Below are 21,156 nucleotides of genomic sequence, written 5' to 3'. Positions count from 1 at the left end.
ACCTTAACCATCCCTCTCACCGTCACTGACGCCGCTGGCGCCACCGATACCGGTAGCCTGACCATTCAAATTACCGGCAGCAACGATGCGCCCTATCTGGTGGGCCGCAGCACTGATACGCGCAATGAGGACGGTCGAGTAGTATCGCATCAAGTGTTGGTGGCCGACCTTGATAGCGGTGAAAGCGCGGCGGGAACACACCTTTCTACCACCGCAACCGTGCCCGGCTTTACACTGGGGAATGGCACATTCACTTTTGATCCGTCCGATCCCGCCTACCAACACTTGGCCGCCGGTGAACCGCTTGATATTGTCATCCCCATTACCGTTACCGACGCCASTGGGGCCAGCTCGGCACTCTCAGACGCCATTACCATACATCTGACCGGCACCAATGACGCGCCTGTCGTCAGCCATGTGGTGGTCAGCCAGGCTGCCAGTGAAGATACCGCCTTCCACTTTGCGCTGCCCGCTGACACCTTTACCGATATCGATAGCGGCGATACGCTAACCCTATCCACCGGTACTCTACCCAGCTGGCTCAGTTTTGATGCCAACTCGGGCACCTTTACGGGCACGCCGACCAGCGCCGATGTGGGTACGACTCAGGTCTCTGTTACCGCAACGGACGCCTCTGGAGCACAAACAACCACAACGTTTGCGCTCGATGTTGCGGCACTCAATCACGCGCCGACACTAACGCCTATCGCAACGCAAACGGTAAACGAAGACGGGCCAGGGCTTAGTGGTCAAATCCATGCAACGGATGCTGACCCAGGAGACACTCTTCGGTTTAGCAGCTCGAGCACAGAGCCTGGCTTTACCCTGCACAATGACGGTAGCTGGACGTTTGACCCAGGCAACCAAGCTTACGACTCTCTACCGGACGGCCAAGTAAAGAGCTTACTCATTCCGGTCACCGTGACTGATACAGCCGGCAACACTGACACCCAAAACCTGCGGATTAACCTCACCGGCACACCCGACAGAACCCAAGTGAGCTTTGCGGGCACTGACACCGGGACCGTCACAGAAGACACCCAGGTGCAAACTGTTTATAACAAAGAAATACTAGAAACATCCGGCAGGCTTTCGGCAACCGATGGCAATGGTCATACGGTTGATTTTGTATCCGAGCTAATCACCGGGGATCATGGCGGCAGCCTGGAGATGACACCCACCGGCGCCTGGAACGTGTACATTGACAACAACACCCCCAGCTTACAAGCTCTGAATACTGGCGATCATTACACCGAGACTTTCACCGTGCGCGCTACCGATGGCACCACTCACGATATTGCCATCACCGTACAGGGGCAAGACGAGGCCGCCGTGATCGTGCCGCCTCCAACAACCGATGTACAAATTGACTTTACCGCAGGACACGCCACTTCAGCGGCTACTGGACCATTCAGTATGCGAGATATGGTGGACCACCTGATGCAACAGTATGGTCAAGGCCCTACCACCACGTTTAGCAACTATGGCGGAAACCCTCACGGCAGCGACCAGATCCACACAAGCGGTAACATAATCGGCGTCTACGATTTAAAAGGCGGCGACGACACACTGGTGGTTGAGGGTACCAACTTTGGCCAAATTCAGACCGGCGAAGGCAACGATGTAGTGATAGTAAAAGGCCAAAACTACGGAGATATTACACTAGACTTGGGCAATGACTTTTTACTGGTAAGCGGTACCATCAATAGCGGCATTGACGGCGGCGACGGCACTGACACCGTTATTCTGGGGGGTTACACCAGCCGGCACTGGAATATCGCCTCGCCCTTTTTACACAGCTTTGAAAACATTATGACCAGTGACGGCGTGGTCGTGAAAGGCGATGCCAGTGCCTTTCCACAACTGACGGCTCACCCCCATTATGAGTACTCACTGCAAATCGACGCCACCGTACACAGCGCGGATGAGTCCGTTAGCGCCATCACCATCGACCAACTTCCCACAGGCGTTACACTGCAAGACAGCAGTGGACAAGCACTGACAGCGAACCCCGATGGCAGTTACAGCATTACCCCGCCGGCCACCGGCAGTGTTGATTTAGTACTGGTGGCTGACCACCAGTTAAACCCAAACACGGCTGATTTTGAAACCACCTTCACCTTCACTAACTCAGCTACTGGTGTGACCAGCACCACGGTGATGGATGCGGACGGTCAAGTTGTGAGTAGTGTGCAGCACGATCAACCCGATGATGGCGATATATCCAGTGTTACCTTCACACTGGATCCCGCACCTCCTGTAGACACAGCTATGGATATACCCGCAGGCGCTGACACACAACCGGATGATCTAGCGGCAACGGCTCAGGTCAATAATGAGCCAGAGGGCGGTGACGCGGCCACTGATAACCCAGCCCTGCAACCCTATTTAGACCTAGCAGGTAATACTGCCGCGCAGCCGGCGTCGATTACGCCGGCGGCAGAACTGGATGACTATTTACAGCTGGCCAATATCGACAGTAGCCAGCTCAATCTGGAGCCTACTCCCACGGATTCGGACCCCGCGACAGTACAATTAACTGAGCACACAATGGACCCGCTGGACACCGACAGCGAAACGCCCGTATACGACATGGGCACCGATGTCATTGATATAGACGCCCTGCCCGACAGCCAAATCATCATCGACGACCCACAACAGCCGGTGTAATCCAGCATGACCGAGCTCTCGCACACAACTACCGTGCGAGAGCTATACTTTTCAATAGGCACACCTCGCCAGACACCTAACCGCGAACCGGATTATCACTATGAAACAGTTACTTTTGCTCGGATTACTAACCGCTGCCTGCCCGATGACACTGGCCGACTTAAAACCCGACATCATCGAGTGCGATGGTAAAAAAGCCGCACGCAATGCCGCAATGGAAGCCACTGTTGGCGTCAGTGGCAACTGCGATGCAAAAAAAATGGCCGACGACGCCAAAGATGACGCCGCCGATAAAGTCAGTGATCGCGTCGATAACACCAAAGACCACCTCGGCCACACCGTCGATAACGTAAAAGACAACACCAGCGATGCGCTCGATCGTGACAAAAAACACAAACACAACTCTTTGCGCGAATAGGGGCTACCTCACTTTTGCGACACCCAGCCGCGTGTTAAGCTCGCGGCATTATTCGTAGGGCGCAGATTTTTATGCACATACATATTCTCGGCATTTGTGGCACATTTATGGGCAGCCTTGCCCAACTTGCCAAAGCCCTTGGTCATCGGGTTACCGGCTCTGACCAAAACGTTTACCCCCCCATGAGCACTCAGCTTGAAGCCGCCGGCATTGAGCTAATACAAGGCTATGATCCGCGCCAGCTAGATCCCGCGCCCGAGCTGGTGATTATCGGCAATGCGTTAAGCCGCGGTAACGAGGCCGTCGAGGCCGTGCTTAATAAAGGCCTGCCCTACACCTCCGGCCCTCAGTGGCTGCGCGAGCACGTGCTGCCCGGCAAATGGGTGCTGGCGGTGGCCGGTACCCACGGAAAAACCACCACCGCCAGTTTACTGGCCTGGATTTTAGAGTACGCCGGTATGGCGCCGGGCTTTTTAATCGGCGGCGTCACGCAAAACTTTCCGCAGTCGGCACGCTTGGGTGACACGCCCTTTTTTGTCATCGAGGCCGACGAGTACGACAGCGCGTTTTTTGATAAGCGCTCAAAGTTTGTCCACTACCAACCGCGTACACTAGTGCTCAATAATCTGGAATTCGACCACGCGGACATTTTTGATTCGCTGGCGGACATTCAAAAACAATTTCATCACTTACTGCGTACTGTGCCCGGTGACGGCCGCGTTATTTATCCAGCCAAAGAGGCCGCGTTAAAAGCCGTCGTTAAAAAGGGCCTATGGAGCGAACCGGAGACGTTTGGCCCCGACGGCCAGTGGCAGAGTAAAAACCTCGCCGCCGACGGCTCGCACTTTGCTCTGTACGACGGCGACACTCAGGTCGCCGAGGTTCAGTGGGATATGAGTGGGCAACACAATGTCAGCAACGCTATTGGTGCCATGCTCGCGGCACGGCACGTAGGTGTTACACCTGAGATAAGCGCCCGGGCGCTGGCCGAATTTAAAGGGGTTAAACGCCGGCTCGAATGCATCGCCGACATACACAGCGTAAAAGTGTACGACGATTTTGCCCACCACCCTACCGCCATTCACACAACTCTCGAGGGCTTGCGCGCCCGCGTTGGTGACGACAAAATTATTGCCATTATCGAGCCGCGCTCCAACACCATGCGCTTAGGCACCCACAAAAAAGCCCTCGCGCCATCCTGCGTACACGCGGACGATGTGCTCTGGTATCAACCGCCGCACACGGACTGGGATATGCACGAGGTGGTCAACAACTCGCCGGTGCCGGCAAAGTTATATCACGAGCTGGATAGCTTAATTCACGACACCTTGGCACTGGCCGAGACCGACACCCACATCGTGATTATGAGCAACGGCAGTTTCTCGGGCTTACACCAAAAACTGGTGCAGCAACTCACTAAGCACGCCATGTAGCCATACGACCGGAACGCTTTACCCAAAACAGGAGCCGCCCTTTTGTCACGCACCATTACTCTCGCCATGACCGGCGCCTCGGGCGCGCAATACGGCTTACGCTTACTGCAATGTTTGCTGGCCGCCGACTGCCGCGTTTATCTGCTGTTATCCAGCGCCGCTGAGGTGGTCATTCGCACCGAAACCAATTTAGATTTACCCGCCGATTTAGACGAGCAACAACTGTTTTTAAGTCAGCGCTATGGTGCCGACGACGAGCAGCTCCAGTTGTTTGGCCGCGACGATTGGTTTTCACCGGTGGCCTCGGGCTCCAGCTCACCCGCCTCGATGGTGATTTGCCCCGCCAGCGGCGGCACCCTATCGAGCATCGCCACCGGCGCCAGCAATAATTTAATCGAGCGCGCCGCCGATGTCGCCCTAAAAGAGCGGCGCCAGCTGATAGTTGTGCCGCGCGAAACGCCCTACTCGGCCGTACATTTAGAGAATATGCTGAAAGTCACTCAGCTGGGTGGCATAGTACTGCCCGCCAGCCCCGGCTTTTATATGCAGCCCGACCGGGTAGAAGATTTGATTGATTTTGTGGTCGCTCGGATTCTCGATCAGCTGGGGTTAGAGCAAGACCTAATGCCGCGCTGGGGCGAAGATTAATGCCCATAACAGCCACCTTACCCAATCGAGCCAGTATTGTAGAGGTAGGCCCGCGCGACGGCTTACAAAACGAACCTGGGCACATTAGCCTGGACGATAAAGTGGATTTAATTAACGCCCTTGCCCAAGCGGGCGTGCAGCGCATCGAAGCGGGCGCCTTTGTAAACCCAACCTGGGTGCCACAAATGGCCGACAGCTTTGATGTATTTACCAACATCACGCGCAAGCCCGGGGTGAGCTACAGCGCCCTTACCCCCAATATCAAAGGGTTTGACCGGGCGCTTGCCGCTGGTGTTGATGAGGTGGCTATTTTTGCCGCCGCCTCCGAGGCTTTTAGCCAAAAAAACCTCAACTGCGATATCAACACCAGCCTTGAGCGCTTTGCCGAAGTTGTGGCCGCCGCCCAAGCCAATAACATTCCCGTGCGCGGTTATATCTCCTGCGTATTAGGTTGTCCTTATTCGGGAAAGGTCGAGCCACAAACGTGCCTGAGCATCGCACGCGAATTGCTGGCCATGGGCTGCTATGAAATCTCTCTGGGTGACACCATCGGGGTTGGCACCGCCGCCGATACCCAACGGTTGCTCGCTTGTTTACTCAACGACATTCCGGCCGATCAGCTCGCCGTGCACATGCACGACACCTACGGTCAGGCGCTGAGCAATATCCTGGCAGCGCTGCAAATGGGCGTCCACATCATCGACAGCTCAGTGGCCGGCCTTGGCGGCTGCCCTTACGCACAGGGCGCCACCGGCAACGTTGCCACCGAAGACGTTATTTACTTGCTCGACGGCCTGGGCATAGACCACGGTATTAACCTGCACCAACTGATGGCCGCCGGGCAGCGCATTTGCGACCGTTTAGGCAAACGCAACAACAGTAAAGTCACCCAAGCGCACAGCGCCCGCACTCAAAAGATATTATGACCGACGACATTCTTAAAGCGAAAGTTAACTTAGAAACCGCGCCAATCCCCTGGCACGAGCTGCAGCGATTTTTTGCCGGTGGCACCGCCATTTACGTCGCCCCCGAGCTGGACTTAACCCTTGTAGCGACCGCCATGGCGGAAGATAACGCCGCGCAAATACAGCACTGGATGCAAGTCAACCAAGTGCAACCGGTAAGCGACGAGCAGGCAAACCAATGGTTTGAAGCGAATGCGATTGTCTGGGCCGTGGTGGTCAAGCCCTGGGTGGTAGTGCAGGAGCGGGTGACGGATGACGGGTGACGGATGACGGATGACGGATGACGGATGACGGATGACGGATGACGAGTTTGGTGCGGCTCCGAAAAGCTCGTCAAGTCACACTAGCTTACGTCTCGTCTTCTCCGCGAACGAGGTGAATTTCGAGCAAGAGAGGGCAGCCTGGGCTGAGCGGGGATCCAGTGGCTTCAAATAGCGAAAGGTCTGAGATCCAGACACTCCCGTACGCCGTCAACCGTGTCCCTCTTGTACTAATGCGTCAACACGCCATTCACCACCGCCGCCACGCCGGCCAGCGCCGCAATCGAAAGAATAATCGGACGCAGCGCACTAAACGGCAAGCGATTAACCAAATGCCCCGACAGCCAAAAGCCCACAAAAACCCCGGGGCAAGTCAGCAGCAATAGCTTAAGCTCAGCGGTGCCGATATAACCCGCCGGGGCCAACGCGGCAATACTGGCCAAACAAGCAAACAAAAAAAACGCCGATAAATTAGCCCGCACCAAAGGGCCTGTTTCGTTCTGATAAATCAGCGCAATGGGCGGCCCGCCAACAGCGGTAATGGTGCCCATATAACCCGAGGCACTGCCCGCCAGTATGCTGTTACGCGCAGATAAGCTGGGTTTAACGCCCATCACGCTCATACCCACCGCCAATAAAATTAGCACGCCAAAGGCCAGCTCAAAGCCCTGTGCGGTTAAAAAAGCCAGCGTGATGGCCGCCAACGCAGTACCAACAATATTACCGCCAATAGCGTAGCGCACCGGCCTAAAGCTCAAGCTTTGGTGGTGGCGCAGCAACATCAGGATATTCAGCACAAACGCGTTCAGCAGCGCAACCCCGGGCACCAGCGACGGGCTCACTAAAAACAGCAAAGGCGCCGATAACGTGCCGATGCCATAACCCGCCACCCCCTGCAAACAAGAGCCTGCGACCAACGCTAAATTGGCTAAAATGAGTTGAATAAGGGTGATATCTTCCACGACAGGCCCGGTTATTTATACGATATTGAGGCCAGCATACTGCCCCACCCTATTGTATGATAAATATTGGAGTTCCACACCCCCCCTCAGCGCCACTGTAACACCCGGTTAACCGGGCCACCGACAATACAGAACTTAACACGCCCAAAACATAGAAATCCCCTGTCGTCGTCGCCATACTCTCTTATCTATCAACCCAACCGAGCGGAGCGCAGTAAATGCAATACAGCACCTTAGGCTACAGCAACCTCACAGTGTCACGGGCCTGCTTAGGCACCATGACCTGGGGCAAACAAAACAACCAGGCCGATGCCAACGCGCAAATCGACTACGCCTTAGCTCAGGGTATTAACTTTATCGACACCGCCGAAATGTACGCCGTGCCCCCCAGTCCCGACACCTATGGCACCACCGAAACCATCATCGGCAACTGGTTGGCGGCCAACCCGTCGCGCCGGGATGAATTTATTCTCGCCTCCAAAATAGCGGGCAACGGCCTAAAGCACATTCGCGATGCCCAGGACATTACCGGCGAGACAGTGTTAGCCGCGATAGACGACTCCCTCGCCCGTCTGAAAACCGACTACATCGACCTCTACCAACTGCACTGGCCCAACCGCACCTCACCGCACTTTGGCAAACACGCCCCCGGCCGCATCAGCTTTAGCGATGTAGACACCAGCGAGCACTCAGCGCAAATGCTAGAAATACTGCAGGCGCTGGATGAGAGTGTGAAGAGCGGCAAAATTCGTCATTTTGGTTTATCCAACGATACTCCCTGGGGCATTAACGAATACATCCGCTTAAGCGAAAAGCACAACCTCACCCGCGTAACCGCCATTCAAAATGAATTTAATTTACTGCAAACCCGCGACTGGCCATTTTTAATCGAAAACTGCGTACACCAGCAAGTGGCCTACCTGCCCTGGTCACCACTCGCCACCGGCGCCCTCACCGGCAAATACCTAAACGGCGCACGCCCCCAAGGCGCCCGCTGGAACTTAATACAACGCAACGGCCTGTTCCGCGACACCGAACAAAGTAACACCGCCGTCGCCGCCTACGGCGAGGTAGCGCAAAAACACAAACTCACCCCAGCGCAACTCGCGCTCGCCTGGTGCAACCAAGTGGACGGCGTCGCCTCCACCATCATCGGCGCTACCAACTTAGCGCAACTTAAAGAGAATATTGATGCGTTTGAGTTAACGTTAAGTGAAAGTGCATTAAGTGATATTGCGGATGTGCATAAGCAGTTTCCGGTGCCTTTTTAATCATCAAACCAGAATAATATCGCCGTGAACGCATTTGGCTTCTTTAATCGCCTCTTTCCCCTATGGGCCATTTTACTGGGCGCCTTGGGCTTTTACTTTCCGGCAATGTTTACACCGCTGTCGCCTGCCATTGCCTGGCTGTTGGCATTGGTGATGTTTGCCATGGGACTGACGCTATCTAAGGCCGATTTTTACCGGGTAGCGCGCGAGCCTAAACCGATTCTGCTCGGGCTGGCACTGCAATTTACGTTAATGCCACTTGCAGCTTTGGCAGCATCTCGCGTGCTGGGGTTAAGCGCCGACTTAACCACCGGCATGGTATTGGTTGGCACAGTGGCCGGCGGTACGGCATCGAATGTAATCACTTGGTTGGCCGGTGGCCGTGTGGCTCTGTCGGTCTCGATGACGTTAACGGCGACGCTGGCGTCGGTTATTTTAACGCCGCTGCTCACTTGGCTATTATTGCGCAATAGCGTAGAGATCAACGCGCTCGGAATGCTGTGGGGCATCGGCAAAATCGTTTTGGCGCCCGTATTAATGGGTGTACTACTACACCACTTTTTTGCCAACAGCATTAAACGGGTTGAGCCGGCCTTGGCCAGTGTCGCGGTCATTTTAATTAGCGTGATTATTGCGATTGTCGTGGCGCTAAACGCAGAACGCTTAGCGAGTATTGGCGCACTGGTGTTGCTGGGCGTGACTCTGCACAACGGCATAGGTTTAACGGCGGGGTACTGGCTGGCAAGATTATTTAAATTCGACGAATCAACTTGTCGCACCATTGCCATTGAGGTGGGAATGCAAAACTCCGGTTTGGCCGTGGCGTTAGCGCATCAGTTTTTTAATGCCAGCGCCGCACTGCCAGGAGCACTGTTTTCGGTTTGGCACAATGTATCTGGGTCGCTGCTGGCAAGTTGGTGGAGGAGAAAGGATGACGGAAAATTTGGAGTGACCCCGAGAAAGTAGACAAGTATTTTCTAGCACACCAAAGTCCCGTTCACACTCGTGAACGGGACAAGGCCTTAACTACCAAATAATCTCACCCGTGGTCAGGTTAATAGCGCTTAGGTTTCTACGCCCAGAGAAGTTTCCGTCTCCGCGAAGATGGAAAATACCACTAAAAAGCGCAACGTCACCCTGAATTGAAATATTTTTTACAGAACCTTGGATCGTTAAACCCAGCTGACTAATTTCTCCGGTGGCTGGGGTTATGTTAAAAAAGCCATGCAAATCATCAGCGCCGGCATCCAGTAAATAATTCTCGCCGCCGATATAAAGATTATTTTCATCACCTGTCACCGTGTAAATAATACTGGTATGAGGTGCGGCAAGATACTTTAAGCCTAAGTCCATTGCTTTGCCAGTTTCCAGGCTTGCCAACACCAGGCTCTCGCCTTCGGCGCTTAATGCCGGGTCATAGGTACCGCCCAACGAAATGAAGTCCTCGGTGAGGTGTATGGACCTTGGCACCAACTGACTAGCAACCGAGACCTCGTCAGCCACCCAATCGCTCAGCTCGCCGTTGGAATGCTCAAATACAGCAAGGTGAGTGCGACCTTTTCCATCGATGCTAGTAAACCCTCCTGCCACATACAGCTTACCATCGCGCGAATCTAATGCGTAGGGTATGTCATCCAGCTGAGGCGCCCATTCGGTTAACGTACCTTCGGGAAGCGTAAATGATGCCAAGCCATAGCGAGGCTCATCATTAACGAGGGTAAACTCGCCTGCCGCATACAGCGTGTCGTTTATTATTTCAATGTCGTTAATCATGGCCGTGTAATCTGTAGGAAGCGCGTCAGGCAGTATCGGACGCTTAAACTCCGCAGTAAAACTCTCATAATTACCGGTAGCAGCATCTATTGCGTACAAGTGACGATGATCTCTTACGAATGGAAAGTCACTGCCCTCCGGGCTCGGAACAGCGCCAGGCACACTGGTAGAAACATAAAGCGTACCGTCTTTTTGTTCTATATCCGTCACATTGCTAGCGCGCCCTAAAGAGGATGACCAGTCTTTGTACAACCCCGTCTTAGGGTCAATAGCGATGACTGGATCGACGTCTTGCGGATAAAATTCTAACGGACCGACAAACAGCAAATCGCCCTCGGAGAATGCAATCGACCCCAGTGTAGCCCTGGTACCATGTACCGGAAGCTGTATCATCGAGTTGTTGTTTAACGACAACAACCCATAGAGCAGCTCTGGGTTGTTCGGGTCTTCAGGGTGTTCTTCAAGGCCAACATAAAAACCACCACCGATAAATGCTTCTCCCCCATCGCCGTAGATCATGCTAACCTTGGTATACTCAGAAAGGCCAAGATCAATTCGCTCCGTGGTTTGGGTATCAAAAGCACGCAATACCACCGGCGCGATGCGCCCGGGAACATCCAGCATGTATAAAGTATCTTCTGTTGCCACCAGATTTATGGGATAGGCGCTATCGTACAAATTAGCGTTCCAGTCCGTTAACTCCCCTTGCGGGTTGATCAGCGCCAGCTTTGACTTGCGAGCGCCCCCGACAGTGGTGAACAGACCTGCAATATAAGCCCCCTGTGAGTTTGCAGAGACATCTTCAATCCCACCGTTGGTTTCTACCGACCAAATAAACTCACCCTTATCTATGTCAAAGGCGCTTAGTAAGCTTTCGCCTCTACCGGCACCTTGTGGTGGCTCGTACCAGGCGACATAAACAGTATTGCCAACCACAGAAAAGTTTATAAGCTCGGAGTAAGCCTCTTGCTGGGCCGTGGTCCCGCCATAGACCGTAGCGCCCGTCTCATGGTCGAGCACAACAAAGCCATGATGGCTTTCGCCATTGACGACAGTAAATTCCCCTCCAACAATAACCCCCTGGGGCGTATAGGCTAACGCCGTTATCTCGCCATTGGTGGTTGCATTCCAGGCTTCATCTATAGCGCCGCTGTTGCTAATACGCGCAATATTACGGCGCGGTGTATCATCCAGCCGAGCAAATGTGCCGCCGAGGTACCAGCCACCCTGTCCATCTTTTGCTGTAACATTCAAGTAGCCATCCGGGTGAGGCAACGCGCCCGTTAGCTCGCGGTTATCGCCATCGATAATTGCATATTTGGTGGCGTTTGAAACCGACCCCAAACCGTGGCCCGTAGTCATGAACAATGTATCGTCGTAAATAAGCATTTTGCCTGAACCAGAGTACGACGGAGAAGTCCTAAGAGTGCGACCTCCCGACACCTCAGAGTACGCACCGCTTTTTTCCAAAACAAAAAAGTAACCTTGATCAAGCAGTAAGTCGCCGTTAGACGCACTTAACAAAAGCTCTCCTGAGGCCAAGTCGACCTTTGCCCCAGAGTTAGCGCAATCAGCGTAGTTCACCCAATCGCAATAGGGGTCGGTTGACCAAAGTAAATTAACTGGCTCAGCTTGGTTTACTTGCACGGCAATAGCCTGGGGCTTTGACACCACTGACAAGCCCGAGGGTTTTGTGGCGAGCTCTAAGGTTACTTCGCAATCGGAGGTGACACTATCGATAACATAAAAGGTCGGAGGCATTTCATTATTAAGCGCACCCCCACAGCCCGATGCCGAGAGCAATGTTTGCCCTTGTGCGACGTTCAGCTCGATTTGCGCGGCGCTGCCCTCGGCTACCTCCTGGGTGGAGGTGGTAGTTTCAGCGTCTGTTTTGGTATTAACCTTTACCTGATAGGATGTGGTTTCTTGAACGACGGGGCTGCCATCATCATCGTCCGACCCACAAGCAACCAACAAACTTGCCAAGGCCAAGCCTGACACCATAAGTTTTAACTGCATGATACTTCTCTCCGTAAAGTGCTTAATGTCTAAATCTTCCGTGCTCCATGACGCGTATCGATAGCGCAGAGCGATAAGAGCCTATAAAAGCGCTTATCTTTCCAAATGTAGTAGGGCTAATTCACTGAATGACTCAATTGTGGCACAGCCTAATAAGCTGTAAATAGATAAGGACACTTAAAGTGTATAGAAATGTACAAAGCGCCAGGCCAAAACGAAGCGCTCGATGCCCTTAAGATTTATGCCGGTTGCGAATACCATTTAAAATAAAAATAACCGCCGGCATCATGCAGGCAACACCCAACAGTAAGTAGATGATCGTATCGTTATCAAAGCGGTATTGCGCGGGCACCAAGGGGACGTTACCTAGGTGCATGGCCATGGCGCCCCCGATTAGAACACAGCCGAGGAAGTCGAGTAGTAATAAATGGATAGGTAGTTTCACGTTTACAGTCCTTATGCATCAAAACCCAGGCCGAAGCTTTAGGTTCGCTTTGAGTGTTTTTCCCAGTTTTCCTGACGTTTTCGCTCACTTTTTTTAAGCAGTATATAGGTGGCGCCGCTGGCGCCGTGGTGTTTTTGCGCGGAGTGAAACGCCAACACCTCATCGATGCAGGGCAGCCAATTGGCGACGCAACTTTTTAACAGCGCCGGCTGCTCGCGGCCCTCGCCTTTACCGTGGGTAATTAACGCGCAGCGTATGTCGTGCTCCATACAGTCGCGAATAAACTGAAACAACGCCGAGCGGGCTTGCTCGACGGTCATGCGGTGCAAATCGAGCCGCGCATCAATGCCGTATTTACCGAGGCGCAAGTTTTTATACACGCCATGCTGTACACCATCGCGACGAAAGTCGAGAATGTCTAACGGGCCTACCGGGTCGATATGATCGGCGCTTAAAAAGTTGGTGTCTTGCTCGGTAATGGCCTGAGCGGCCGCACGCCGTTGTTTAAGCGCATCGTCGGTGGCGCGCTGGCTTTTTAAAGCCACTTTAGGGGTCACTTTCAGGCGCTTTACGTCCTGCATTTGCTGGCGGAATAGCTCGTCATCACTCATAGCGGCCGTTACATCGTTGTTCGCGTAGAGCGGCTATTATGCCAGTTTGCAGGTGAAGGGGAAAACGCCTTGCGGGCTTTGGCCCACAAGGCGTGATTGAGGCAGCGCTCTAGCGGTTCGCGCGGTTGTCGATCAGGTCATCTACCACGGCCGGGTCGGCCAGGGTGGAGGTATCGCCCAGGCTGTCTAGCTCATTGGCGGCGATTTTGCGCAGAATACGGCGCATGATTTTACCCGAGCGGGTTTTGGGTAGCCCCGGCGCCCACTGGATAATATCGGGCTTGGCAATAGCACCAATCTCTTGCACGCACAGTTGCACCAGCGCTTTTTTCAGCTCATCACTGGGCTCCTCGCCCTCCATTAAGGTGACGTAGGCGTAAATGCCCTGACCTTTAATATCGTGCGGGTAGCCCACCACCGCAGCCTCGGCCACTTGCTCGTGCAGCACCAACGCACTCTCGACCTCGGCGGTACCCATGCGGTGGCCCGATACGTTCAGTACGTCATCCACGCGGCCGGTAATCCAAAAGTAGCCATCTTCATCGCGCCGGGCGCCGTCACCGGTAAAGTAGTAGCCGGGATAGGTTGAGTAGTAAGTATCGATACAGCGCTGGTGGTCGCCATACACGGTGCGCAACTGGCTGGGCCAGCTGGCTTTAATAGCCAAACTACCTTCGCCGGCGCCTTCAACTTCATTACCTTCGGCGTCCAGCAGCACTGGCTGCACACCAAAGAAAGGCACGGTACACGAGCCGGGCTTAAGGTCGATAGCACCCGGTAATGGCGTCATCATGTGGGCGCCGGTTTCGGTTTGCCACCAAGTATCCATTATTGGGCTGCGCTCGTCGCCCACCACACGGTAGTACCACTCCCACGCCTCGGGGTTAATGGGCTCGCCCACACTACCCAAAATGCGCAGAGATTTACGCGAGGTGCGAGTGACAAAATCATCGCCCGCCCCCATCAAGGCGCGCACGGCGGTAGGCGCAGTATAAAAGCTGTTAACGCCATGTTTATCGACCACCTGCCAGCAGCGCGAGGCGTCTGGGTAGGTCGGCACCCCTTCAAACATTAGAGTAGTGGCTCCGTTGGCCAGCGGACCGTACACAATGTAGCTATGGCCGGTTACCCAGCCGACATCGGCAGTACACCAGTAGACCTCGCCATCGCGATAGTCAAACACGTACTTGTGAGTCATGGCCGCCTGCAGCAAGTAGCCACCGGTGGTGTGCAGAACACCTTTGGGCTGGCCGGTGGAGCCTGAGGTATACAAAATAAACAATGGGTCTTCGGCGTCCATCCACTCTGGCTCACACTGCTCAGACGCCGCCTCAACCAAATCTCGGTACCAGACATCACGAGAATCGTCCCAAGCAATATCGCCGCCGGTGCGCTCAACCACCAAACAGGTGTGCACATTGGGGCAGTTTGCCAGGGCTTTATCCGCGTTGGCTTTTAGCGGGACTTTTTTACCGCCGCGCAGCCCTTCATCAGCGGTAATCAGTACCTGGCAATCGGCATCGTTAATGCGATCTTTTAGCGCATCGGGCGAGAAACCACCAAACACTACCGAGTGCACCGCCCCAATACGCGCACACGCAAGCATGGCGTAGCTGGCCTCTGGGATCATGGGCATATACAAGCACACACGATCGCCCTTTTTAACGCCGCGCTCACGCAGTACGTTAGCTAAGCGGCACACTTCGCTGTGTAGTTGCTGGTAGCTAATTAGTTGATCATCGGCAGGGTCGTCGCCTTCCCAAATAATCGCTGTTTGCTCGGCGCGCTTGGCCAAGTGCCGGTCAATACAATTCACGCTGACATTGAGCTTGCCGCCCAAAAACCACGCGACTTCGCCGCGGCTTAAATCGCTTTTACTAACGGTGTGCCATTTTTGCTGCCAGGTCAGAAACTCCTCGGCTTGCTCGGCCCAGAAGGTGTCCGGATCTTCTACCGACTGCCGGTAAAGCGACTGATAGCGGTCTTTATCGATCAAAGCGTCGCGTTGTAGCTCGGCCGGTACGGGGTAAACTTGCTCGGTCATACACATATCTCCGCGCGTGAGTACTGTTATTTTGTTGTCGTTAGAGCTTAACAGTCCTACAGAGGTTCCGCCAGAGACAACGTTGTCTTTTTGGAGTGAAAATTTGACGGGGAATGAGGCCCGGTGGTGTTAGGCCGCTCGATATTACAGTTCGTTCAAAGCCGCTGGATTCCGGGTCTACGCTGCGCTGCGCCCGGAATGACGGGGTAGGTGATGTTGAGTCTGCTGTCATGCCCGACCACGATCGGGAAACCAGTGTCTTGGGGTGTGGCACTTTGCTGATACAGGCGTACCGTTTTTCTAGAGCCGCCGGATTCCGGGTCTGCGCTGCGCCCGGAATGACGGGGTAGGTGATGTTTCGTCTGCTGTCATTCCCGGCCACGAGCGGGAAACCAGTGTCTTGGGGTGTGGCAGTTTGTTGGTACGGGCGTGGCGATTGTCTGAAGCCGTTAGGCTCCGGATCTGCGCTGAGTCCGGAGCGAGGAGGTAATCAGCGTTGTAGGTAGGCTTAAACTACCTGCATAGGAATGGTATTGGTGGTGCGCTCTACCCGGTTGGCCTCGTCAAGGTAGACCAAACGCGGCTTGTAGCCCTCGAGCTGGGCTTCGGTGTACTGGCCGTAAGCACCGATAATCACCCGGTCCCCCACCTGCACTTTACGTGCGGCGGCGCCGTTCATGGAGATGGTGCCAGAGCCTGGTTCAGCCAGAATCACGTAGGTAGTAAAGCGCTCGCCATTATTGACGTTGTAAATATCAATTTGCTCAAACTCGCGCAGGCCCGCCAGTTGAACCAAATCAGCGTCGATGGCGCAAGAGCCGTCATACCATAGCTCTGCCTGAGTGACGGCGGCCATGTGAAGTTTGCCTTTGAGCATGGTAGAGAGCATGTGCCCCTCCTGTATTCTGTCAATGTGCGGTTCTTAACCGCGACTTAGCACTCCGATGCCTCGGCGCGCTAATACCTCGTTAGACAAGCTCTAGCGAGAGATTATCAATCAATCGGGCACTTTCGGTGTACATGGCGCCCAATACGGTAATTTCGGTGTCATCATGCGCCGCCGGTTTAAGCGTGCGGCTGTTGCAGATCTCTAAGTAATCAACTTTAAAACCTGCCTCTTCAATTTGTATTTTACCGGCCTCGGCCAAAGCGATAAAGTCCCGCTGGCCGGCGCTGATTTGCTCGCCCACCCAGCTTAACGTGCGGTACAACTGGCTTACTCTAGGCCGCTCGGCATCTGCGATAAAGCCGTTGCGCGAGCTAAGTGCCAGACCATCGGTTTCGCGGTAGATCTCGCCGGCGCTAATTTGCACCGGCATACACAAGTCTTCTACCATGCGGCGAATCACGGCCAGCTGCTGAAAATCTTTGACACCAAACACAGCTTCATCGGGCTGTACGATATTAAACAACTTAGTAACGACCGTAGTTACCCCTTCAAAATGGCCGGGACGGCTGGCGCCACACAGCACATCGGTCATGGCCGGGACAATCACCCGGGTCTGTTCGTCCATACCATTGGGGTAAATTTCGGTTTCGTCGGGACAAAACAAAAAGTCGCAGTGGACCGCCTCAAGCTTGGACGAATCAGCCGCCAATGTACGCGGGTAGCGGTCCCAGTCCTCGTTTAAGCCAAACTGCAGACGATTAACAAAGATACTCACAACCACGACATCACAGCTTTGCTGCGCCTGTTTTACCAACGCCAGGTGAGCATCGTGCAAATTGCCCATGGTGGGCACAAAGCCAATGCGCTTACCGTCGCGGCGGGCCTCGGCCAGCGCCTCGCGTAACGAGCGAATATGGTGAAATACCTGCATGGGGAAACCTCAATCGCCGATGACCCCACAACGGCCGCTACACGCTCAGGGGGTCGGGGGCGGGATAATACACGCTCACGCCAAACAAGTACATTTTTTGGGCACAAATTTGGGCGTGTAATCGCCGGCTTATTAAAGGCTCAACGAAACTCAGTATCCAGCGGTAAGCGCACCACCGCATCCCCCACCGCCATAGTGCCCGAGCGGACAATCTTGGCACACAGGCCACCATAACCGTACATCGCCGCCACGCCGCCCTCCCCTAGGTTCTCGTTCATCCGCGAGCAAGGGTGACACAAAGCGCCGGGCACAATAATCGCCTCACCGATTTGCAAGATTTGATGCCGCAGTAGATTAAGGTTCATACCCGACACCACCAAGTTGCGCCGCAACAATGCCGGATCGATACTCGCCCTCCCCATATGGCGACAGATCTGCTCGATAAACTCACGGCTAATAATGGTTACCTGCCGGCCAGAACCACGGGTTTTTCGGCAGCGATGATCGCCCTGCAATCCCTGCTCGGCCAGAGCCTGCACCGACTCCACCTCGGCAATCTCGCCACGACGTACCGTGCGCAAACCAATCCAGTCCAGCCGACCGGGCTTAATATCTTTGGCGAGCTTGTCTAAGAGTCTGGCTTGAGAGTTCATATACTGACCGGGTTGCGGGAAACGGGTGATGGAGAACGACGCTGAACAAAATTGTGGGCGCTGGCTATCGGGGCGTCAATAACCCTTTGAAATAGCCGCTTTTCAGGGGAAGCCACTGATCTCACAAAAAATAAACTCTCTCTTGAAGCTCGCATAGCTAAATGATATTTGTTTTTGCCCAGCTCCGACGAAATGAGACACTCAACTGCCCACAGAGGCGGCCGAGTTTCGGGGGTACCTGATATACCACTCAGGTTATCTGGGCAAAGGAGTGCCGAACCTAGTGCTTAGCCGGTGCGAAAGCTATGCAACGCCTAACCCCTGGAATCATCGACCATTTCTCATCGGGGCCTATTTTTTATCTGATATTGGTGGATAAGGTCATCGGATATTCCGAGCTTGCTCAAGGCGTGCCCTAGGATGGTTAAGTGTAGGTACTGCGTAACATGAACAAGCTTCCTGTGCTCAAGCCTCTTGAGCCAAACCTTCTTCCGTTTAAGATGTGCAACTTCAGCTCGTAAATTACTGATTTCCGCACCTAGGTCGTCTAAAGAGGACAGGCCAAACAACGCGAGAAGTTCTTTAATGATGAAACCTGCCGCATACTTTTTAAACGGGTAAACATACTTACCTCCCTTTTCTCCATCATTTTCAGTAATAAACTCGAGCTGAGTCGCAAACAAAACGATTTCACCGTATGTTTTGTTAATGTCCGGAATATTTGTCTCATTTTGGATACTAGAGATAACTACTGGATCTATAATATCCTCGTTAAACCACTTCTCAAACATCCGTTCTAGCGAAACGGTTTCAGCGTTGAGCGCCATTTGATGATGGGGCTTTCTTTGCTTACAAAGGTCGATGCTTCTTTGATCTTTAATAGACGAAGGGTATAAGTCTAACGTCATCCCTTGACCGAAAGGTACTGTGATAGTAGTAGGCATAACGGGCTCGTTAATCAAAACCGAAAACAGATCGGAAACCTTCAACACAGACGTGTAAGCCGATTTTATACTACTAGATGTCGTAAACGATAAACGTAGCCTGAAGTGGAGGTCTCGTTTAGCGAAAACCGTTGAATCTGGGTTATCATGCTCAACCTTCTTCAAAGCGCTGACTAACGCTTCAGTTACTCTGGAATCTGAAGAGTACAGCTGCGATTCAAATACTGAGGGTGAGAATTTATCAAATGTTGCATGGTGGTAAAGGCTGAGATTACCAATACCTGTATTGATGGAGATCAGCGCGCCCGATTCATACTTAACCAACTTTTGATGAAAGGAGTGAACAAAAAACTCGTCTAAGTGATTAAGTGTAGAAGTTTAGACCTGATCTGACATTTCTTCTTGAAAAAGAGAGAGTTACCCGTTTTGATAAAGGTGTCGAATCTTAAATCAAAACAAAAGGTAACTCTCATGATCCATACTAACAATCCTATCATCAAACACAAGGCAGGCTTGCTCAATCTGGCGGAAGAACTTGGTAACGTATCCAAAGCTTGTAAGGTAATGGGGGTATCGCGCGATACCTTCTATCGCTATCAGGAGCTCGTGGAAGACGGCGGAATCGATAACCTGATCAACAAAAGCCGTCGAACTCCCAACCCGAAAAATCGCGTGGATGAGGCAACAGAACAAGCTGTTGTAGAGTATGCCGTGGAACAACCAGCTCACGGTCAGCATCGCACGAGCAATGAATTACGCAAGGTGGGAATTTTCGTATCTGGCAGCGGAGTCCGCTCTATCTGGGTACGGCATAACTTGGAGAACTTTAAAAAGCGGCTGGCGGCCCTTGAGGCCAAGGTCGAGAGKGAGGGKATTATCCTAAGCGATGCGCAGGTTTCCGCTCTGGAGAAGAAGAAAAATGACGACGAGGCCTGTGGTGAAATTGAGACAGCCCATCCAGGTTATCTGGGCTCTCAGGACACGTTTTATGTGGGCAATCTCAAGGGTGTGGGCCGTATTTACCAGCAGACATTCATTGATACTTACAGCAAAATTGCCTTCTGCAAACTCTATACGACGAAGACACCAATTACCGCTGCTGACACGCTCAATGATAAGGTTTTGCCATTCTTTGAGGCTCATGATCTACCCATGTTGCGAATACTCACAGRCCGGGGAACAGAGTTCTGTGGCCGCGTCGATCAGCATGACTACCAACTCTACCTGGCGATTAATGACGTTGAACACACAAAGACCAAAGCCATGTCACCACAAACAAATGGGATCTGCGAGCGCTTCCATAAAACGATTTTAACCGAGTTTTATCAGGTGACGTTCCGCAAGAAACTCTACAGCACCTTAGAGGAGCTTCAAAAAGATCTGGACGATTGGATAGAATACTACAATAATCAACGAACGCATCAGGGTAAAATGTGCTGTGGCAGAACGCCGATGGATACATTACTTGATGGGAAAATGATCTGGGCCGAGAAAAATTTAGCTCAGATCTAAACTGACAGACACCGGATGAAAAACGGGTAACTGTCAGATCAAGTCTGAGCTACTACAGATTAAGGCGGAATTCAATTGAATCTATATTGTTATCGTCGCAGACATGCCCACCTAAGACAAGCGCCTGGAAACGAGCAAACCCAGKCCTTGACTCAAATTTATTTGAAATCCCCACTCCACTTGTGGCTGGATTAAAGTCACCGATCAGTGTGCATGGCTCACCTGTATCTAATAACCCATGGAGCACGTTCGTGCGTGGAGGAAGATCCCCAAATTGCATACGATATTCTAGAGAGACACCGTCCGTAGGTGAGTAGTTAACGGCTCCAAAGAATCGATTCGGATAATGATCGGGAACATAAAACTCTCCTGACCAGCTTCTCTCAGTTAGTAAACTATTCACGGAAATATCCTTCCCTAGAGTTATTTCGACACTTAAACTTTGTTTTCTCAGCTAACGGAAACGAGGTTGGCATCTCATATTACTCAAATAGGAAGCAGAACTGAGCTGAACCTTTCAATTCACAAAATCCTTTTTACAGTGGTTCCCGAACCTTACTAAACAATCAGCTTAAAAATTAGCACCGCCTACAGCTCCCCGAAAACCGCCCCAGCAAAGCATCAAGTCTCAGGAGATCATCAGCGCCCACGGAGGGGCGCCATTGGCAGCGTCAATGCGAGCCGTTTCAATCCAAGCAAAGCCGCGCC

The 21,156-nt window shown here is 53.0% G+C and carries 19 protein-coding genes; 9 read left to right on the top strand and 10 right to left on the bottom strand.

Features of this window, described 5'->3' with window-relative positions:
- From SD69_RS04390 to SD69_RS04365, 6 genes are all read left to right on the top strand, one after another.
- The coding region (locus SD69_RS04390; protein ID WP_041522247.1) for a VCBS domain-containing protein at positions 1-2,670 on the top strand (2,670 nt) is incomplete at its 5' end.
- A 100-nt stretch (positions 2,671-2,770) separates the two neighbouring features.
- Positions 2,771-3,088, top strand: coding sequence for a hypothetical protein (locus SD69_RS04385; protein WP_041522246.1), 318 nt, complete (start codon positions 2,771-2,773; stop codon positions 3,086-3,088).
- Positions 3,089-3,159: 71 nt separating this feature from the next.
- Positions 3,160-4,521: a UDP-N-acetylmuramate:L-alanyl-gamma-D-glutamyl-meso-diaminopimelate ligase gene (gene mpl / locus SD69_RS04380; protein WP_041522245.1), complete on the top strand. Its 1,362-nt coding sequence runs from the start codon at positions 3,160-3,162 to the stop codon at positions 4,519-4,521.
- A 42-nt stretch (positions 4,522-4,563) separates the two neighbouring features.
- Positions 4,564-5,169, top strand: coding sequence for a flavin prenyltransferase UbiX (locus tag SD69_RS04375; protein ID WP_041522244.1), 606 nt, complete (start codon positions 4,564-4,566; stop codon positions 5,167-5,169).
- Positions 5,169-6,095 (top strand): hydroxymethylglutaryl-CoA lyase, encoded by a 927-nt coding sequence (locus tag SD69_RS04370; RefSeq protein ID WP_052480881.1) that lies wholly within the window; start codon positions 5,169-5,171, stop codon positions 6,093-6,095. The genes SD69_RS04375 and SD69_RS04370 overlap by 1 nt, the downstream gene beginning before the upstream one ends.
- Positions 6,092-6,397: a DUF2288 domain-containing protein gene (locus SD69_RS04365; protein WP_041522243.1), complete on the top strand. Its 306-nt coding sequence runs from the start codon at positions 6,092-6,094 to the stop codon at positions 6,395-6,397. Before SD69_RS04370 ends, SD69_RS04365 begins: the two co-directional genes overlap by 4 nt.
- Before the next feature lie 227 nt (positions 6,398-6,624).
- Here SD69_RS04365 and SD69_RS04360 read toward each other — a convergent pair whose 3' ends face one another.
- Complete coding sequence (locus SD69_RS04360; RefSeq protein WP_041522242.1) at positions 6,625-7,356, bottom strand: sulfite exporter TauE/SafE family protein; 732 nt, start codon at positions 7,354-7,356, stop codon at positions 6,625-6,627.
- A gap of 218 nt (positions 7,357-7,574) precedes the next feature.
- On the opposite strand from SD69_RS04360, the gene SD69_RS04355 reads away from it, so the two are divergent.
- Complete coding sequence (locus SD69_RS04355; RefSeq protein WP_041522241.1) at positions 7,575-8,627, top strand: aldo/keto reductase; 1,053 nt, start codon at positions 7,575-7,577, stop codon at positions 8,625-8,627.
- Positions 8,628-8,651: 24 nt separating this feature from the next.
- Positions 8,652-9,593 (top strand): bile acid:sodium symporter family protein, encoded by a 942-nt coding sequence (locus tag SD69_RS04350; RefSeq protein WP_041522240.1) that lies wholly within the window; start codon positions 8,652-8,654, stop codon positions 9,591-9,593.
- Positions 9,594-9,653: 60 nt separating this feature from the next.
- Here SD69_RS04350 and SD69_RS04345 read toward each other — a convergent pair whose 3' ends face one another.
- The 8 genes from SD69_RS04345 to SD69_RS04315 all read right to left on the bottom strand — a co-directional run bounded on the left by SD69_RS04345 (position 9,654) and on the right by SD69_RS04315 (position 18,936).
- On the bottom strand, positions 9,654-12,419 hold the full coding sequence (locus SD69_RS04345; protein ID WP_041522239.1) for a hypothetical protein: 2,766 nt from the start codon (positions 12,417-12,419) through the stop codon (positions 9,654-9,656).
- Between the two features lie 232 nt (positions 12,420-12,651).
- Positions 12,652-12,864: a DUF1418 family protein gene (locus SD69_RS18695; RefSeq protein WP_198144052.1), complete on the bottom strand. Its 213-nt coding sequence runs from the start codon at positions 12,862-12,864 to the stop codon at positions 12,652-12,654.
- Positions 12,865-12,902: 38 nt separating this feature from the next.
- Positions 12,903-13,475 (bottom strand): DNA endonuclease SmrA, encoded by a 573-nt coding sequence (smrA, locus tag SD69_RS04340; RefSeq protein WP_041522238.1) that lies wholly within the window; start codon positions 13,473-13,475, stop codon positions 12,903-12,905.
- Positions 13,476-13,584: 109 nt separating this feature from the next.
- A complete protein-coding gene (gene acs / locus SD69_RS04335; protein ID WP_041522237.1) occupies positions 13,585-15,519 on the bottom strand; it encodes an acetate--CoA ligase in 1,935 nt (644 codons plus the stop codon).
- Positions 15,520-16,027: 508 nt separating this feature from the next.
- Complete coding sequence (gene panD, locus SD69_RS04330; RefSeq protein ID WP_041522236.1) at positions 16,028-16,408, bottom strand: aspartate 1-decarboxylase; 381 nt, start codon at positions 16,406-16,408, stop codon at positions 16,028-16,030.
- 79 nt (positions 16,409-16,487) lie between these two features.
- On the bottom strand, positions 16,488-17,339 hold the full coding sequence (panC, locus tag SD69_RS04325) for a pantoate--beta-alanine ligase (protein ID WP_041522235.1): 852 nt from the start codon (positions 17,337-17,339) through the stop codon (positions 16,488-16,490).
- Positions 17,340-17,479: 140 nt separating this feature from the next.
- The gene (locus SD69_RS04320) at positions 17,480-17,992 is read right to left on the bottom strand and encodes an MOSC domain-containing protein (protein WP_041522234.1); all 513 of its coding nucleotides are present in this window, start codon (positions 17,990-17,992) and stop codon (positions 17,480-17,482) included.
- Between the two features lie 341 nt (positions 17,993-18,333).
- The gene (locus SD69_RS04315; RefSeq protein WP_041522233.1) at positions 18,334-18,936 is read right to left on the bottom strand and encodes a hypothetical protein; all 603 of its coding nucleotides are present in this window, start codon (positions 18,934-18,936) and stop codon (positions 18,334-18,336) included.
- A 471-nt stretch (positions 18,937-19,407) separates the two neighbouring features.
- Between SD69_RS04315 and SD69_RS04310 the strand changes: the two genes are divergently transcribed.
- A complete protein-coding gene (locus tag SD69_RS04310) occupies positions 19,408-20,448 on the top strand; it encodes an IS481 family transposase (protein ID WP_041522232.1) in 1,041 nt (346 codons plus the stop codon).
- A gap of 52 nt (positions 20,449-20,500) precedes the next feature.
- On the opposite strand, the gene SD69_RS18690 is transcribed toward SD69_RS04310, so the two are convergent.
- On the bottom strand, positions 20,501-20,851 hold the full coding sequence (locus tag SD69_RS18690) for an ApeA N-terminal domain 1-containing protein (protein WP_157471606.1): 351 nt from the start codon (positions 20,849-20,851) through the stop codon (positions 20,501-20,503).
- Positions 20,852-21,156: the final 305 nt, after the last annotated feature.

Origin of the sequence: Gilvimarinus agarilyticus (assembly GCF_000832015.1) — a bacterium.
Lineage (GTDB): Bacteria > Pseudomonadota > Gammaproteobacteria > Pseudomonadales > Cellvibrionaceae > Gilvimarinus > Gilvimarinus agarilyticus.
Note: the sequence above shows the minus strand (reverse complement) of the source record. Positions and strands in the feature narration are given on the sequence as shown.

Excerpts from the sequence above, each read along its gene's own strand:
- panC (WP_041522235.1), bottom strand. The coding sequence starts at position 17,339 with ATGCAGGTATTTCACCATATTCGCTCGTTACGCGAGGCGCTGGCCGAG.
- SD69_RS04320 (WP_041522234.1), bottom strand. The coding sequence starts at position 17,992 with ATGAACTCTCAAGCCAGACTCTTAGACAAGCTCGCCAAAGATATTAAG.
- mpl (WP_041522245.1), top strand. The coding sequence starts at position 3,160 with ATGCACATACATATTCTCGGCATTTGTGGCACATTTATGGGCAGCCTT.
- SD69_RS04370 (WP_052480881.1), top strand. The coding sequence starts at position 5,169 with ATGCCCATAACAGCCACCTTACCCAATCGAGCCAGTATTGTAGAGGTA.
- panD (WP_041522236.1), bottom strand. The coding sequence starts at position 16,408 with ATGCTCTCTACCATGCTCAAAGGCAAACTTCACATGGCCGCCGTCACT.
- SD69_RS04345 (WP_041522239.1), bottom strand. The coding sequence starts at position 12,419 with ATGCAGTTAAAACTTATGGTGTCAGGCTTGGCCTTGGCAAGTTTGTTG.
- smrA (WP_041522238.1), bottom strand. The coding sequence starts at position 13,475 with ATGAGTGATGACGAGCTATTCCGCCAGCAAATGCAGGACGTAAAGCGC.
- SD69_RS04385 (WP_041522246.1), top strand. The coding sequence starts at position 2,771 with ATGAAACAGTTACTTTTGCTCGGATTACTAACCGCTGCCTGCCCGATG.
- SD69_RS04365 (WP_041522243.1), top strand. The coding sequence starts at position 6,092 with ATGACCGACGACATTCTTAAAGCGAAAGTTAACTTAGAAACCGCGCCA.
- SD69_RS04355 (WP_041522241.1), top strand. The coding sequence starts at position 7,575 with ATGCAATACAGCACCTTAGGCTACAGCAACCTCACAGTGTCACGGGCC.
- acs (WP_041522237.1), bottom strand. The coding sequence starts at position 15,519 with ATGACCGAGCAAGTTTACCCCGTACCGGCCGAGCTACAACGCGACGCT.
- SD69_RS04315 (WP_041522233.1), bottom strand. The coding sequence starts at position 18,936 with ATGCCTACTACTATCACAGTACCTTTCGGTCAAGGGATGACGTTAGAC.